This window comes from Arthrobacter sp. SDTb3-6, from assembly GCF_013376095.1.
Classification (GTDB): Bacteria; Actinomycetota; Actinomycetes; order Actinomycetales; family Micrococcaceae; genus Specibacter.
The window spans coordinates 21,676-35,819 of the sequence record NZ_JAAMFN010000003.1 but is presented as its reverse complement, the minus strand read 5'-3'; the positions used below and the strand labels follow the sequence as shown (position 1 = coordinate 35,819).

Genomic DNA, 14,144 nt, shown 5'->3' with positions numbered 1-14,144 from the left:
GTCCGTCCGCGCGAGCGGGGCGGACGGGGCTGCGACGGACCGGCACATGAGGAACAAACCCGGTTTGAACACATACGGCACGAAAACCCGCATGGGGAAATCAAGAACGAGGGGACTCACCATGGAAAAGATCCATCCTTTGGCCGGACAAGCGCTCACCCTCATGGTGGCAGGGCAACGCCTTCTGGCCCGTTGGCTGTCAGGCTGGCTGGCCGGGCCGCGGCACTTCAGGCTCCGGCCGGCCGCCGGCAGGACCCGCGGCGACGTTCCCGGCTGGGTCCTGATCACCTTGATGTCGGCGGTGCTCGTCGCCGGGCTCCTCGCCATCGCCGGACCGGCCTTGGCCAAGATGTTCAACGAAGCCATGGACCAGGTCCATCCCTGACACACAGGCCGACCGGGCCGACCGGGCACCCGGGGGAGCGCGGTGCCGCGGTGGTCGACTTTGTGCTGGTTTCCGCCATCGTGACAGTCATTTTTCTGGCGCTGCTCCAGCTGGCACTGGTGCTGCATGTGCGCAACACGGTGGCCGATGCGGCATCGTCCGCGGCACGGTACGGCGCGCTCGCCGACCGCACCGCCCAGGATGCCCGGGACCGCGCCGACCTCCTGATCGGTTCCGCCCTGGGCGACGGCTACAGCCGTGAGGTGAGCGCGGGCGTGACGTCGTCCAACGGGGTCCGCATCCTGACGGTTTCCGTCACGGCACCGCTGCCGCTGATGGGACTGTGGGGGCCGGGACGCACACTGGAAATGAGCGGCCATGCCGTCGTCGACAAATAAGTGCCCGTCCGCGACGGGCGCAGCGGCGGAGCAGGGCAGCGCTGTCGTCGAGTTCGTCTTCCTGGCCGTGCTGCTGATGGTGCCGGTGGCGTACCTGATCCTCACCGTGGGTTCCCTGCAGGGCGGTTCGTACGCTGTGGTGGGTGCCGCCGACCAGGCCGCGAAGGTGTTTGTCCTCCAGCCCGACGCCGGTGCCGCCCGGCAGGCCGCCGAAGCGGCGGTGGCGCTGGCCGTCACCGACATGGGCTTTGACCCCGCCGACGCCTCCCTCACCATCTCCTGTGACGCCGGCTGTCTCACCCCGGGCACCATGGTGCGCGCGCACGTGACCCTGCGTGTGGAGCTTCCCCTGGTGGGCGGCATCCCCGGAACGCGGCTGTCCGCCGCCGAGGTGGAGTCCTCGGCCGCGCAGAAGGTGGGCCGCTTCAAGTGACCCCGGCAAATCTTCACGACAGGCCTGCCGACCAACACCGGCCGCACCGCCGGGACCGGGCCACACCGCAGCAGGACGGCCATGTCATGGTGCTCATGATCGGCTACGTGCTGATTGCCCTGCTCCTCATGACGGTCGTGGCGGCGGGCTCCAGCCTGTACATCGGCCACAAAAGGCTGCTCTCCCTGGCTGACGGCGCCGCACTTGCGGCCGCAGACACCTTCACCCTGGCCGGAGGCTCGGCGGAAAACGCCCCCGGCACGGTGCTGACGGGACGCGGCATCAATGCAGCGGCCGTTGAATACCTTTCCGGCGCCGACGTTCCCCGTGCACTCTCCGGCGTACAGCTGGCCGCGGGCACTGGAACGCCGGACGGCCGGACCGCCGAAGTCCGCGTGACCGGCATCGTGCACCCGATGTTCATCAACTTCCTGGTCCCGGACGGGATCAGGCTGACGGTGACCGGAACGGCACGGGCACACCTGGTCCTGTAACGGCCGGGCGGGGTGCCCGACGGGGGAGCCCCGGGCATGCCGTAGGCTTGAACATCATGGCTGAGATCGACTTTTCCGCAGAAATCAAGGCGCTGCGCGCCACCTACGTCTCCATCGAACAGGTGTCCGAGGTGGACAAGCTGCTGGAGGACATCGAGGATTTATCGGACCAGGCAGGTTTGCCCAACCTCTGGGACGACCCGGCAGCGGCCCAAAAGGTGACCTCGCGGCTCAGCCACGCCCAGTCCAAGCTGGAGAAGCTGCGCACGCTTGAGGCCCGCATCGACGACCTGGAAGTCCTGGTGGAACTGGCCCAGGAAGAGGGCGACGCCGATTCCCTCGCCGAGGCGGCCAAGGAACTTCCCACCCTGCAAAAGTCGCTCAAGGACCTGGAAATCGTCACGCTCCTGGCCGGGGAGTACGACGAGCGCGAGGCCGTGGTGACCATCCGTTCCGGCGCCGGCGGCGTGGACGCGGCCGACTTTGCCGAGATGCTGCTGCGCATGTACCTGCGCTGGGCCGAACGCCACGGCTACCCCACAGCGGTCCTGGACACCTCCTACGCGGAAGAGGCCGGGCTGAAGTCCGCCACCTTCGAGGTCAAGGCGCCCTACGCCTTCGGCACGCTCAGCGTGGAGGCCGGCACGCACCGGCTGGTGCGCATCAGCCCGTTCGACAACCAGGGCCGCCGCCAGACCTCCTTTGCCGCCGTCGAGGTCATCCCGCTGATCGAACAGACCGACAGCATCGAGATTCCCGACAACGAGATCCGCGTGGACGTGTTCCGCTCCTCCGGCCCCGGCGGGCAGTCGGTCAACACCACCGACTCCGCCGTCCGCCTGACCCACCTGCCCACCGGCACCGTGGTGTCGATGCAAAACGAAAAGTCGCAGATCCAAAACCGGGCCGCGGCCATGCGCGTGCTCCAGTCCCGCCTGCTGCTGCTGAAAAAGGCGGAGGAGGATGCCACCAAGAAGGCCATGGCCGGCGACGTCAAGGCGTCCTGGGGAGACCAGATGCGCTCCTACGTGCTCAACCCGTACCAGATGGTCAAGGACCTGCGCACCGAGCACGAGGTTGGCAACACCGCCGCGGTCCTGGACGGCGAAATTGACGACTTCATCGACGCCGGCATCCGCTGGCGCGCGGACAACCGCAACGCCGAAAACCAGTAGGGGAACCACGGCCGGCGCCGGCTTTCACAGCCAGGCCCCTGCCCGACACACCGTGCAGGAGCGCAAAAAGGCGCGGAATGGCGCCTATAGTCGATACGCTGGTGGTTTCCTCCCCAACCCCAAGCCCAGGCACCGGCATGCCAGTACCGTTCGCTGGAAGGGCAACGTAAAACCATGATTCGTTTTGAAAATGTGAGCATAGCTTACGACCGAAAAAGCAAACCCGCCCTTGATGACGTCTCGCTGGAGGTCAACCGCGGCGAGTTTGTGTTCCTGGTCGGTTCCTCCGGCTCCGGGAAGTCAACGTTCCTGCGCCTGGTCCTGCGTGAATACAAGACCGGGCAGGGCCAGGTGTACGTGGCAGGCCAAAATGTGGCCAACGTGCCCAGCTGGCGCGTGCCCAAGTTCCGCCGGGGCATCGGCATCGTGTTCCAGGACTTCCGCCTCATCAACACCAAGACCGTTTTCGCCAACGTCGCCTACGCCATGCAGGTGATCGGCAAGTCCCGCGCCGCCATCCGCACCGAGGTTCCCCGCGTCCTCGAACTCGTCGGGCTCGAAGGCAAGGAGCGGCGCCTGCCCACCGAACTTTCCGGCGGCGAGCAGCAGCGCGTGGCCATCGCCCGTGCTATCGTCAACCAGCCCGGCATCCTGCTGGCGGACGAACCCACCGGCAACCTTGACCCCACGACAAGCGCCGGCATCATGGAAATCCTGGACAAGATCAACCAAAACGGCACCACCGTGGTCATGGCCACCCACGATGACGACATCGTCAACTCGATGCGCAAGCGCGTCATCGAACTGCGCCTCGGCAGGGTGGTGCGTGACGAGGCCCGCGCCCAGTACACGTCCATGCTCCCGATCATTCCCGCCGCCGCGCCGGAAGCGTCCGGCGACGCGTCCGGCGTCGTGCCCGCCGTGGACGACGACGCACCCCAGACCCGCCGCCAGCGCGCCGTGAGTGCCGCGGCGGCAGCCGGCGACGCTGCGGACGAAGCGATGCCGCCCCGGCTTGAGCGCAACAGGGGCCGCGTGTACCCGGCCGGAAACGCCGAAGAATCCACCCGGAACGGGGTCCAGCCATGAGACTTGCCTTCATCCTCAGCGAGCTCGGCAGCGGGCTGCGCCGCAACCTGACCATGGTCATCTCCGTCATTTTGGTGACCTTCGTGTCCCTGACCTTCGTTGGCGCGGCCGGGGTCCTGCAGCTGCAGATCGGCCAGCTGAAGGGGTATTGGTATGACAAGGTCCAGGTCACCATCTACCTGTGCAACGACGTGCCCACCAATGCCAACTGTGTCTCCGGCCCCGTTACCGACGGCCAGAAGAAGACCATCGAGGCCATGCTGGACTCGCCCGCCGTCAAGCCATACGTGGAAAAGTGGACGTTTGAAAGCCAGGCGGAGGCCCTGGTCCACTTCAAGGAGCAGTTCGCCAACTCACCCATGGTGGACTCGGTGGAGGCCGGCAACCTGCCGTCCTCGTTCCGGATCAAGCTGACGGACCCCGAAAAGTACCAGATCATCAACGAGTCCTTCTCCGCCACGCCCGGGGTGGATTCGGTGGTGGACCAGCGCAAGGTGCTCGAATCGCTGTTTTCGTGGATGAACATTGCGACGATCGTTGCGGTGGGCGTTGCGGTGCTGATGATTGTCTGCGCGGCCCTGCTCATTGCCACCACCATCAGGCTCTCCGCCCAGTCGCGCGCCAAGGAAATCGACATCATGAGGCTGGTGGGCGCGTCCAAGACGGTGATTCAGCTGCCGTTTGTGCTTGAGGGGGTGATCGCCGCCACGATCGGGGCACTGCTTGCCTCCGGGGCGGTGTGGTCGATCGTGGAATTCTTCCTGGGTCGCTACCTGGCCGGCGGAAACAGCGGCACGCCCATCATTTCCACCACCCAGGCCCTGGTGATCTACCCTGTCCTGATTGTGCTGGGCGTGGTGCTGGCCGGCATCGCGTCGGCGGTCTCACTGCGAAAGAACCTCAAGGTTTGATTCACGCCCGACGGGTCCCATCACTGCCCGTCCGGCCCCACGTCCCAAGCGCCACGATGCAAGGAGCTGTTTGAGCATGGATTCGTTGTCTTCCGGGGGAAGCGTGGCAGCAGGCCCGGCCGGGCCGCTGCGACGCCGGACAACGGGGCGCGCCGTCGCCCGCTGCCTCGGCGCGGGGCTGGCGGCCGTGCTGGTGGCCGGGCTGCTGGGCGTGGTTCCGGCCGCGCACGCAGACAAGCTCGACGACCAGGCAGCCGCGCTGAAGCAGCAGGCCGCCGATGCCGCCTCCGCCCTCGAATTCGTTGACGCAGGGCTGGCAAAGTCCGCCTCGGACCTTGTCATGTACCAGGGCCGGCTGCCCGGTGCGCAGGCAGCCCTCATGGACGCCCAAAACCGCGTGGGTGCGGCCACCGAGCTGGTCGGCTCCCTCGCGGCACGCATAGAACTGGCACAGGCCGGCAAGGACAGGATCACCGCCCAGATCGCTCTGGATTCGAAGAAACAGGCGGAAGCCAAGAGCATGATCGGGCAGATCGCCGCGCAGTCCTACAAGGCTGGCGGCATCCCCGCCAACCTGGCACTGGTCCTTGGCGCGGGCACCTCCGAGGATCTGGCCAACTCGATCGACCTGGCCGAGCAGGCCATGCGCAGCCAGAATGCGGCGCTGGCACAGCTGACCAGCCAAAGGGCCACGAACCAAAACGCGCAGGCCCGGCTGGCGGCCGTCGAGGCCGAGATCAAGGACCTGAAGGTGCGGGCGGATGCGGCCCTTGTGGCCGAGCAGGCCGCCCGCGACGAGGCTGCGGCGAAGAAGTCCGCGGTGGACAAGCTGATCAGCGATTCGGCGGCCATCAACGCCAGGCTGGAAAAGCAGAAGCCGCAGATCCAGGCGAAGGTTGCGGCGGTGAAGAAGCAGCAGGACACGGTGGCTGCCCAGATCGCCGAACGCCAGCGCAAGGAACGCGAGGCTGCCGCGGCGGCCGCCAAGGCGGCAGCCGAGCGCCTTGCCCGCCAGCAGGCGGCCGCGGCGAAGGCTGCGGGCGACAACAACTTTGTCCCTCCGCCCTACGTGCCGCCGGCACCGGGCAACCCGTCGGCCTTTGGCCTGCAGCACCCCTTCGCCAGCTCCGTCCCCATTACCTCCGGCTTCGGCTGGCGCCAGACCCCGCCGGGGACCATCGACTTTTACGGCACCGGCGGGTACGTCCACACCGGCATCGACTTCGGCGCCCCCTGCGGCACGCCCGTCTACGCGGCGGCGGCCGGAACCGTTGTCTTCGCCGGCTGGGACGTGTGGGGAGGCGGCAACGGCGTGAAGATCTCCCACGGCGTCATCCAAGGCAATGCCCTGCTGACCGCCTACTACCACAACACCTCGGTGCAGGTTTCCGCCGGCCAGCACGTGAACCGCGGACAGCTCATCGCCATCTCCGGCGGGACCGGAAACTCCACCGGCTGCCACGCCCACTTTGAAACGTGGCTCAACGGCGTTGCCGTGGACCCCATGACGCTGCTGTAGTGCAAGGACGCCGGTGCCGGGCGAGTGTGCACGGCGTCAAATTTTCGCACGGCCAAAGTTGCTAGACTAGAGGGCGCACCGCACAGGCAGTGCCGAACCACCCGTGAAGGAGCCGTACAGTGCCCAAGGAAAGTGGCCTGAAGGTTGTGGCCACCAATCGCAAGGCCCGGCACGACTACCACATCCTGGACACCTATGAGGCAGGGCTGGTCCTGATGGGCACCGAGGTCAAGTCGCTGCGGGAAGGCCGGGCCTCCCTCGTGGACGGCTTTGCCACCTTCTACAACGACGAACTCTGGCTGGAGGCCGTCTACATCCCCGAGTACCTCAACGGCAGCTGGACCAACCATACGGCCCGGCGCCGCCGCAAGCTCCTGCTGCACCGCGAGGAACTGGAGAAGATCGCACACAAGACCCGGGAATCCGGATTCACCATTGTGCCGCTCCAGCTGTACTTCCTGGACAGCCGGGCCAAGGTGGAAATTGCCATTGCCCGGGGCAAGAAGGACTACGACAAACGCCAGTCACTGCGCGAAAAGCAGGACAACCGCGAGGCGCTGCGGGCCATGCGCGAGAAGAACCGCGGCTAGCCGATGCCACCGTGGGGCGTTTTCCTTGGCACCTGGAGCCTGGACCTGTGGGCCCTGGCCCTGATCGTTGCCGCCGGCGGCCTCTACGCCTGGGGACTGGCGCGCGCAGCCGCCGCCGGCGTCCGCTGGCCGACCTGGCGTGCGGCGTGCTTCTATGTGCTGGGCCTGGGCCTGTACGCGTTCGTCAACTTTGGCTTCCTGGGCACGTATTCGCCCCAGCTGCGCTGGGCGTTTTCCGTCCGCATCGCCATGATGGTCTTTGTGGTCCCGGCGGGCCTGGCACTCGGCCTTCCGGTGGGCCTGGCCCGCCAGACGGTCCGCCCGGGACGCCTGCGGACCTTCCTCGCCACCGTGTCCCGCGGCCCCATGAAACTGTTCGGCAACAGTGCCGTGGCACCGGTGGCGGGCCTGGTGGTCCTGTCCATGATGCTGACCCCGCTGGCCGGCATTTCCCGGGTGAGCCCCCTGCTGGAAGGCCTGCTGACCCTCGCCATGCCGTTGCTGGGGCTGCTCATGGTGCTGCCCATGGTCGAGGAGAAAACCCGGGTCAGCACGGCCCTGATCATGCTCGAGTTTGTGTTTGCCTTCATCGAGCTGCTGGGGGACGCAGCCCCGGGGCTCATCATGCGCCTGGTGCCTACCATCTTCGACGGTGCCGGCGCCCTGTCCGGGCCGGTGCCCGCCTGGTTCCCCGGTGCCCTTCGCGACCAGCAGCTGGGCGGGGACTTCCTGTGGTTCATTGCCGAAATCATGGACCTGCCGGTCATGATCCTGCTCTTTGTCCGGTTTTCAAAGTCGGACAAGGGTGAACGCAAAATTCTCGACGAGCTCACCGATGAGCAAATGGATGAGCTGAACGCCGCCCACCTCCACCTGAGGGACTGACGCCATGGCTCTGGGGGCGCGCCACTGGTGGGGGATCGGCGTGTCCGCCGCCGTCCTGGGAGTCGTTGTTGTCATGGTCCTGACCTTCTCCTCCCCGCCACGCACGACGCCGGCACCCGCGCCGTCCTCCGCGTCACCGACAACCGCCCCGCCTTCCGCAACGCCCACGGCCGGCCCCTCCACAGCCGGTCGCGGAGGAACCGCAACCGCCTCCGTGCCGGCCACGGCGGCGCCGCCGCCTGCCAGCGCAACACAGGCGCCGCCGTCGTCCGCCCCGGCGAAGGACCTGGCCCGGCAAAAACTGGCCGCGATGACACTCGGCCAGCGAGTGGGCCAGGCGTTCATGGTGTCCACGCCCGTGACCGGTGCCGATCCGCAGTCCACCTACGTGCTCGAGTCGCTGCACGTGGGCAATGTGTTCATGAAGGGACGCAGCACCGCCGGTGTGGACGCCATCGCGTCGGTGGTCGCCACCGCCGCGGGGCACGGGCTCGAGCTGGGGGTCCGCCCCTTTGTGGCGACCGACCAGGAAGGCGGGTTTGTGCAGATCATGCAGGGGCCCGGCTTCGACGCCATCCCGCAGGCCATCGAACAGGGACAGCTCGCACCGGCCACGCTGCAGGCGGATGCCACACGCTGGGGGCGCCAGCTGGCCGCCGCCGGCGTCAATGTCAACCTGGCCCCTGTCCTGGACACCGTGCCGTCGCCCGCGTTCGCGCCGCAGAACGCCCCGATTGGCGCATTTGGCCGCGAATACGGGTACACGCCCGGCACCGTCTCCAGCCACGGCGTTGCGTTCGCCCGTGGCATGCTGGCCGCCGGGGTGGACCCCACGGTGAAGCATTTCCCGGGCCTGGGGCGCGTCACCGGAAACACCGACGTGACCGCGGGCGTCACGGACAACGTCACGGTCCGCAACGACCCGTATGTGGCCCCCTTCCGCGATGCCGTGGACGCCGGCGTGCCGTGGCTGATGGTCTCCAACGCCTACTACCCGAAAATTGACACGCAGGACCTGGGCCCGTTTTCCCACGTGGTTGTCCAGGGCATGGTCCGCGGTGACCTTGGCTTCAACGGCATCATCGTCAGCGACGACATCTGCGACGCCCGCCAGGTGGCCGCCGTGCCGGTGTCCCGGCGCGGCGTGGACTTCATCAACGCCGGCGGCACCATGGTCCTGTGCACCGACCAGGCCGTGGCGCCGGCCATGTACCAGGGCATGGTGGACGCCGCGCAGGCGGACCCTGCGTTTGCCCGCAAGATTGACGCTGCCGCACTGCTGGTGCTGGAGGCCAAGGCGGCCAGGGGCATGGTGGCCCGCTAGGGAATATTTGGGCCCGTGCATGCGCTATGATGGGTAGTCCACGGCCGGCATGGCGTGGGTTTGAAAACACAATAGGGGATGATCGGTTTCGACGGTGTTTGTCGAGACAGGTGAAGCGGGTCGAGGATACAGGGTTATCTCGTAAACGATCTCTGTAAAACAATAAGTGCTGAATCAAATCGCACTGACTTCGCTCTTGCTGCCTAAGCAGTAAGACAGTCCGTCAGCCCGGGAATGCTCTCGTCCCGGATCCTGGCGTCATTTAGAGGGCCACTGCCCTAAACGCCCGTTGCAGGCGTTTGGGGGACTCTTATGCAACTGGGCCTGGCAGCTGCTTGTTTGCAAGACAGCTGGGGCCGAGAAAAACCGACGCAAACTGCACCCGGAGAAGCCCTGATGAAACAACATCGGACGGGAGTTCAATTCTCCCCATCTCCACACCCCTGTTGGGGCCCGTTTCCAGCCATCGCGGCGGGGGCGGGCCCTTCGTTTTGCCCAACAACGTCTGCCCAACAACATATGCGCCGCAACATATGCCCCGCAACGTCCTGCCCGGCAAAGGGGCCGCCAGGAACCGGAGTGGCGGAGGGCTTGTCCAAACGGTGGACTTAAAATGCTAAGTGGTGGCCGGAACAGCGTCCAGCCACCACTTACCCCCAAAGGAATTGTGTCGAACCCAGCCGCTGTGGCGTTCACACAATCATTAGTATGCCAGACGCTAATGGAAATGTGTACATGGGCTTCTCAATGTTTCACGGGCCGGCGCATATACGACACCCAGACAAGGACCAGTCCGGCTGCCACGAGCAGGATGGAGCCGAAGGAGAGTGCCGTCATCAGGGCGGCGCCGTGCCACCCGGTGGCCTGGACCACCAGGGTGAGGCAGACGCCGGCAAAGCCCAGGCACATGGACAGGGCTGCAGCACGGTCCAGGGCGGGGAGCCGCGAAAACGCGGCGCGGCCCGTGGCAGGCACCAGGCAGGCCGCCACGTACGCCTGGTACCCGCGTCCGATCCACATGTAGGCCACGACCGTCGGCTGGTCGAAAAACGCGGCCAGCCCGGGGCTTGAGCCGTGCAGCTCGGACAGGAAGTACATGGCCAGGATCCCGGCCGAACTGGCCGACACTACGGCCAGGCCCACCGGGCCGCGAATAAGCCGCCGCGCTACGGGCGCCTTGTAGGCGGCGGCGATCTTGGCCGCGAGCAGAAAGAGCACGGCAAAAAGACTCAATCGCAGCACCACATTGGCAAGGTTCTCCCGGCCAAGGACTCCGTCGACCTGAACGTAGATGGCCGGAATGCTCAGCGCCACGGCCAGGGAGACCAGCAGGAATGACCAGAAGAGGCCCCGGTTGCGGCCCTTGGCGGCTGCGGGAAGCCGCCACAGGGAGCAGCCGACACATACAGCCAGGACCGCCCATTGGAGACCTGTTGTCATGCGAGGTTCTCCCAGATCGTTTGTGCAGCGGCAGAATCCTGCTCTGTGCGCCGCAGGGTGCGGCCCAGGGCATCGAGCCGTTCGGCGGTCAGCGAAACCAGCATGCTGCTGGGCGTCCGGCGAAGTGCTGCGCTGCGGGAGCCCGGCCGCCAGCCGGCCTCCGCGGCAGTCAGGAATCCGGTGGCGACCAGGCCGTTGGCCAGCCCCACGCCCGCCAGTTCCGCGGACCTGATGGCCAGTTCGGGCGTCAACCGGTTGGCTGTGATTTGGGCGGACAGGTTTTGCGGGGCAATCCCCGCGTCCCTTGCCACGCTCTGGCGCAGCTCGGAAGGGTCGACGGCGTCCAGCCAGGCGCGCACGGAGGCCCGGTGGGGGATGGGGGAGAGTCCCGCCGGCGGGGGTGCCGAGCCGTTCTCCGCCCGGGCGGAGCGGTACAGGATTTCGCGCAGGAGGTCCATGTCGGAGACCTGGCTGAGCAGTTCGGCATCGGTGGGCTGTGCCACGCCGGCGGCCAGGCCCTGGTACGGGGCGAAGGTGGAAAGGGACTCGACGACGGGAAGCCGCAGGGAACGGCTGACAGCAGCCACGGTGGCCAGGGTGACCCGCCCACGCACCAGCTGCTGGCCCAGCGTGGAACGCTTGATCCCGGCGGCGCGGCACACGGCGGCGTGGCTGGCGCCGCCGGCCACCCCGTCAAGCCAGCGTAAAAAGACCTTTGCCGGAACGGTCACGGCGCGGCTCTCCTTGGTTCGTGCCCCCGGCGTGGGGCCGGGTGCGGTGGATGAAGAAGCGGGGGCGCTAGGCGTCGTCCCGCGTGTCGGTGAAACCGCGGAACCGGCTGCCCACGCCGTCGAACTGGCTGCGGCGCACTCCCGCCGCGGGGGCAGGGAGGTCCCGGTCGCTGTGGAAGTCGCACATCACGTAGCTGAATTCCGGCCACCACTTCTTGGGCCGCGCCAGTTCGTGGAAATCGCAAACGTAGCAGCGCAGTTCAACCCAGACGGGCCGCTTTCCGGTCGAGTTGGCCCGGGACTGGGCCAGCCAGGCGGGCGGATTGGCATCGATTTCAGCGACGGCGGACGCCAGCATGCGCGACGGGATGCCGTTCCGCGCGGCCATTTCCGGGGGAATGTTCAAAGCCTGGGCCACTTGCCGGCGGTTGAGGGACGGATTTGCAGCAGCGGAGTTGTTTACCATATCCCTACAAGGATAGGGCGTTCCGCGGGCGCCGGCGACGCCGTGCCCCGGTCCGGCGCCCGGCGGGGCACCCGGTCCGGCACCCCGTCCGGCACAACGCAGCGCACACGGTTCAGGCCGCCACGGGCCGCTCCCAAGGTGACAAATGGCACAATCGAATGTTTTATGCAGGCAAAATCCGGGTTAAATGGCCTTCCGGCATGGAAATTGGGCCACCATACCCTATGCTGTGGGAAAACATTGGGAATTTAAGGGCACTAATCCTGCTTTCAGGGGCTAGGATGGGGCGCTGAAATACCCCGCCAAAACCACGAACACCAGGAGCTTGAAAACCGCATGGCAACCGACTACGACGCACCCCGCAACAAGGACGAAGACCACGAGACAGAGTCGCTCCAGGCTCTCCAGGTCCAGCGCGGCGGTGCCCAGACGGCGCACATTGACGTCGAGGACTCGGACACGGCCGAAGGCGCGGACCTGCCGGGCGCGGACCTCTCCAACGAAGAACTGATCATCCAGGTCATCCCGGCGCAGGAAGACGAATTCACCTGTGCCTCCTGCTTCCTGGTCCGGCACCGCAGCCAGGTGGCCCGTGAAAAGAACGGCCTGCTGTACTGCAAGGACTGCGAAGGCTGATCCTGCAATGACATTCACGGCACGGGAAAGGGTCCAGGAGCTCCTGGATGCCTTCGCGGTGCCCGGGGCCAATGCCGCGGAGCTGTTCTGCGACAGGCATCCGGCGGACCGCACCGCATTCACCGTGGTGGGGTCCGATTTAGGCTTTAGGGACGTGACGTACGGCGAACTGCGTGAGCAGTCCACGCGGTTCGCCTCCGCCCTGGGATCCATGGGGGTGCGCCGCGGAGACCACGTGGCTACCCTGATGGGCAAGTCCGCCGAACTGGCGGTGGCGCTGCTGGGCCTGTGGCGGCTCGGGGCCGTCGACGTGCCGCTGTTCACGGCCTTCGCCCACGACGCCATCGCCTTCCGCCTTCAGGCCACCGGCGCGAAGCTGGTCATCTGCGACGCCGACCAGCGCCGCAAGCTGGTCCCGCCGGGCGGGGTGCCCAACGACGCCTCGCCCCTGGTGGTCGTGGCCCGCGGCGAGGCCTTCGGCTACGACGTGGCATTTTCCGAAATGACGGCCGGCACCGGCGCCTTTGCCGATCTGTCGGCGGACGACGCCGGACCGGTCGCCGTGGGCGGCAACGGCACCCTGGTGCAGTTGTTCACCTCGGGGACGACCGGCAGCCCCAAGGGCGTGCCCGTCACCCTGGGTGCCGTGGCCTCCTTTGTGGGCTACCAGGAGTTCGGGCTGGATGTGCGCCCCGACGATGTTTTCTGGAACATGGCCGATCCCGGCTGGGCCTACGGGCTCTACTTTGCCCTGATGGCGCCCCTGGCCACCGGCACCCGCACGCTGCTGCTCTCCGCCGGCTTCAGCCCCGAACTTTCCTGGGCCGTCATGGACAAGTTCCAGGTCTCCAATTTTGCCGCCGCCCCCACCGTGTACCGTGCCTTGCGCGCCGGCTCCGCCGCCGGCCGGCACCACGCCCTGCGCCGGGCCTCCAGTGCCGGCGAACCGCTCACACCCGACGTCGTTGAATGGGGTCGCGGCGCCTTCGGCCAGGAGGTGCGCGACCAGTACGGCCAGACGGAGCTTGGCATGGTGGCCGGCAACGCGTGGCACGACGGGCTGCGCCGGCCGCTGCAGCCCGGCTCCATGGGGGCCGCGCTGCCGGGCTGGAGCGTGGACGTGCTGGCCGATGCCGCCGACACCCGGGCCGCCGACGGCGAATCCGGGCGCGTGGCCGTCAATGTCGCGGGCAGCCCCTTCTTCTGGTTCACCGGTTATGCGGGTGCCCCGGAGAAAACTGCGGAACGATTCACGGCCGACGGCGCGTGGTACCTGACCGGCGACGCCGGCCGCCGCGACGCCGACGGGAACCTTTACTTCACCTCCCGCGACGACGACGTCATCATCATGGCCGGCTACCGCATCGGCCCGTTCGACGTCGAATCCGTCCTGGCCGCCCACCCCGCCGTGGCCGAATCCGCCGTGGTGGGCGTGCCGGACAGCCTGCGCGGCGAGGTGCTCGAGGCCTGTGTGGTCCTCAACGCCGGCCATGACGGTACGCCGGCGCTGGCCGCCGAACTGCAGCAGCTGGTGAAGGAGAAGTTTGCCGCGCACGCATACCCGCGGCGCGTGCATTTCATGGCTGAACTGCCCAAGACGCCCAGCGGGAAGGTGCAGCGCTTCGTGCTGCGCCGCGACCTGGCTGCCGCGGCACCGGGCGACTGAAC

At 67.2% G+C, this 14,144-nt stretch carries 16 protein-coding genes and 1 other RNA gene; 14 read left to right on the top strand and 3 right to left on the bottom strand.

The annotated features are described in order from the left end of the window. Nucleotides 1–121 precede the first annotated feature (121 nt). The 12 genes from G6035_RS02110 to ssrA all read left to right on the top strand — a co-directional run bounded on the left by G6035_RS02110 (nt 122) and on the right by ssrA (nt 9,644). Complete coding sequence (locus G6035_RS02110; protein ID WP_176615419.1) at nt 122–385, top strand: hypothetical protein; 264 nt, start codon at nt 122–124, stop codon at nt 383–385. Nucleotides 386–465: 80 nt separating this feature from the next. Then, nucleotides 466–783: a TadE/TadG family type IV pilus assembly protein gene (locus G6035_RS02105; RefSeq protein WP_371130797.1), complete on the top strand. Its 318-nt coding sequence runs from the start codon at nt 466–468 to the stop codon at nt 781–783. Then, entirely contained in the window at nt 764–1,216 is a 453-nt protein-coding gene (locus G6035_RS02100) for a hypothetical protein (protein WP_256127678.1), read from the top strand. The genes G6035_RS02105 and G6035_RS02100 overlap by 20 nt, the downstream gene beginning before the upstream one ends. Next, a complete protein-coding gene (locus G6035_RS02095; RefSeq protein ID WP_256882425.1) occupies nt 1,213–1,710 on the top strand; it encodes a pilus assembly protein TadG-related protein in 498 nt (165 codons plus the stop codon). The genes G6035_RS02100 and G6035_RS02095 overlap by 4 nt, the downstream gene beginning before the upstream one ends. A 56-nt stretch (nt 1,711–1,766) precedes the next feature. Continuing rightward, a complete protein-coding gene (gene prfB, locus G6035_RS02090; protein WP_176615417.1) occupies nt 1,767–2,885 on the top strand; it encodes a peptide chain release factor 2 in 1,119 nt (372 codons plus the stop codon). Between the two features lie 174 nt (nt 2,886–3,059). Then, entirely contained in the window at nt 3,060–3,974 is a 915-nt protein-coding gene (gene ftsE / locus G6035_RS02085) for a cell division ATP-binding protein FtsE (RefSeq protein WP_176615416.1), read from the top strand. Beyond that, a complete protein-coding gene (ftsX, locus tag G6035_RS02080) occupies nt 3,971–4,885 on the top strand; it encodes a permease-like cell division protein FtsX (protein ID WP_176615415.1) in 915 nt (304 codons plus the stop codon). Before ftsE ends, ftsX begins: the two co-directional genes overlap by 4 nt. 76 nt (nt 4,886–4,961) lie before the next feature. Next, the gene (locus G6035_RS02075) at nt 4,962–6,404 is read left to right on the top strand and encodes a M23 family metallopeptidase (protein WP_176615414.1); all 1,443 of its coding nucleotides are present in this window, start codon (nt 4,962–4,964) and stop codon (nt 6,402–6,404) included. A 119-nt stretch (nt 6,405–6,523) separates the two neighbouring features. Then, the gene (gene smpB / locus G6035_RS02070) at nt 6,524–6,994 is read left to right on the top strand and encodes an SsrA-binding protein SmpB (protein WP_176615413.1); all 471 of its coding nucleotides are present in this window, start codon (nt 6,524–6,526) and stop codon (nt 6,992–6,994) included. Between the two features lie 3 nt (nt 6,995–6,997). Further along, nucleotides 6,998–7,879 (top strand): cytochrome c oxidase assembly protein, encoded by an 882-nt coding sequence (locus G6035_RS02065; RefSeq protein WP_256127677.1) that lies wholly within the window; start codon nt 6,998–7,000, stop codon nt 7,877–7,879. Nucleotides 7,880–7,883: 4 nt separating this feature from the next. Beyond that, the gene (locus G6035_RS02060) at nt 7,884–9,203 is read left to right on the top strand and encodes a glycoside hydrolase family 3 N-terminal domain-containing protein (protein WP_256127676.1); all 1,320 of its coding nucleotides are present in this window, start codon (nt 7,884–7,886) and stop codon (nt 9,201–9,203) included. 74 nt (nt 9,204–9,277) lie between these two features. After that, nucleotides 9,278–9,644: a transfer-messenger RNA gene (gene ssrA / locus G6035_RS02055) on the top strand. 303 nt (nt 9,645–9,947) lie between these two features. Here ssrA and G6035_RS02050 read toward each other — a convergent pair. The 3 genes from G6035_RS02050 to G6035_RS02040 all read right to left on the bottom strand — a co-directional run bounded on the left by G6035_RS02050 (nt 9,948) and on the right by G6035_RS02040 (nt 11,762). Next, nucleotides 9,948–10,643, bottom strand: a complete 696-nt coding sequence (locus G6035_RS02050; RefSeq protein WP_176615412.1) for a hypothetical protein — start codon at nt 10,641–10,643, stop codon at nt 9,948–9,950. Then, nucleotides 10,640–11,374, bottom strand: coding sequence for a hypothetical protein (locus G6035_RS02045; protein WP_176615411.1), 735 nt, complete (start codon nt 11,372–11,374; stop codon nt 10,640–10,642). Before G6035_RS02045 ends, G6035_RS02050 begins: the two co-directional genes overlap by 4 nt. 67 nt (nt 11,375–11,441) lie before the next feature. After that, nucleotides 11,442–11,762 (bottom strand): hypothetical protein, encoded by a 321-nt coding sequence (locus tag G6035_RS02040; protein ID WP_256127675.1) that lies wholly within the window; start codon nt 11,760–11,762, stop codon nt 11,442–11,444. Nucleotides 11,763–12,176: 414 nt separating this feature from the next. Between G6035_RS02040 and G6035_RS02035 the strand changes: the two genes are divergently transcribed. Next, nucleotides 12,177–12,476, top strand: a complete 300-nt coding sequence (locus G6035_RS02035) for a DUF4193 domain-containing protein (protein WP_176615409.1) — start codon at nt 12,177–12,179, stop codon at nt 12,474–12,476. Nucleotides 12,477–12,483: 7 nt separating this feature from the next. Continuing rightward, nucleotides 12,484–14,142, top strand: coding sequence for an AMP-binding protein (locus tag G6035_RS02030; protein WP_176615408.1), 1,659 nt, complete (start codon nt 12,484–12,486; stop codon nt 14,140–14,142). Nucleotides 14,143–14,144 lie beyond the last annotated feature (2 nt).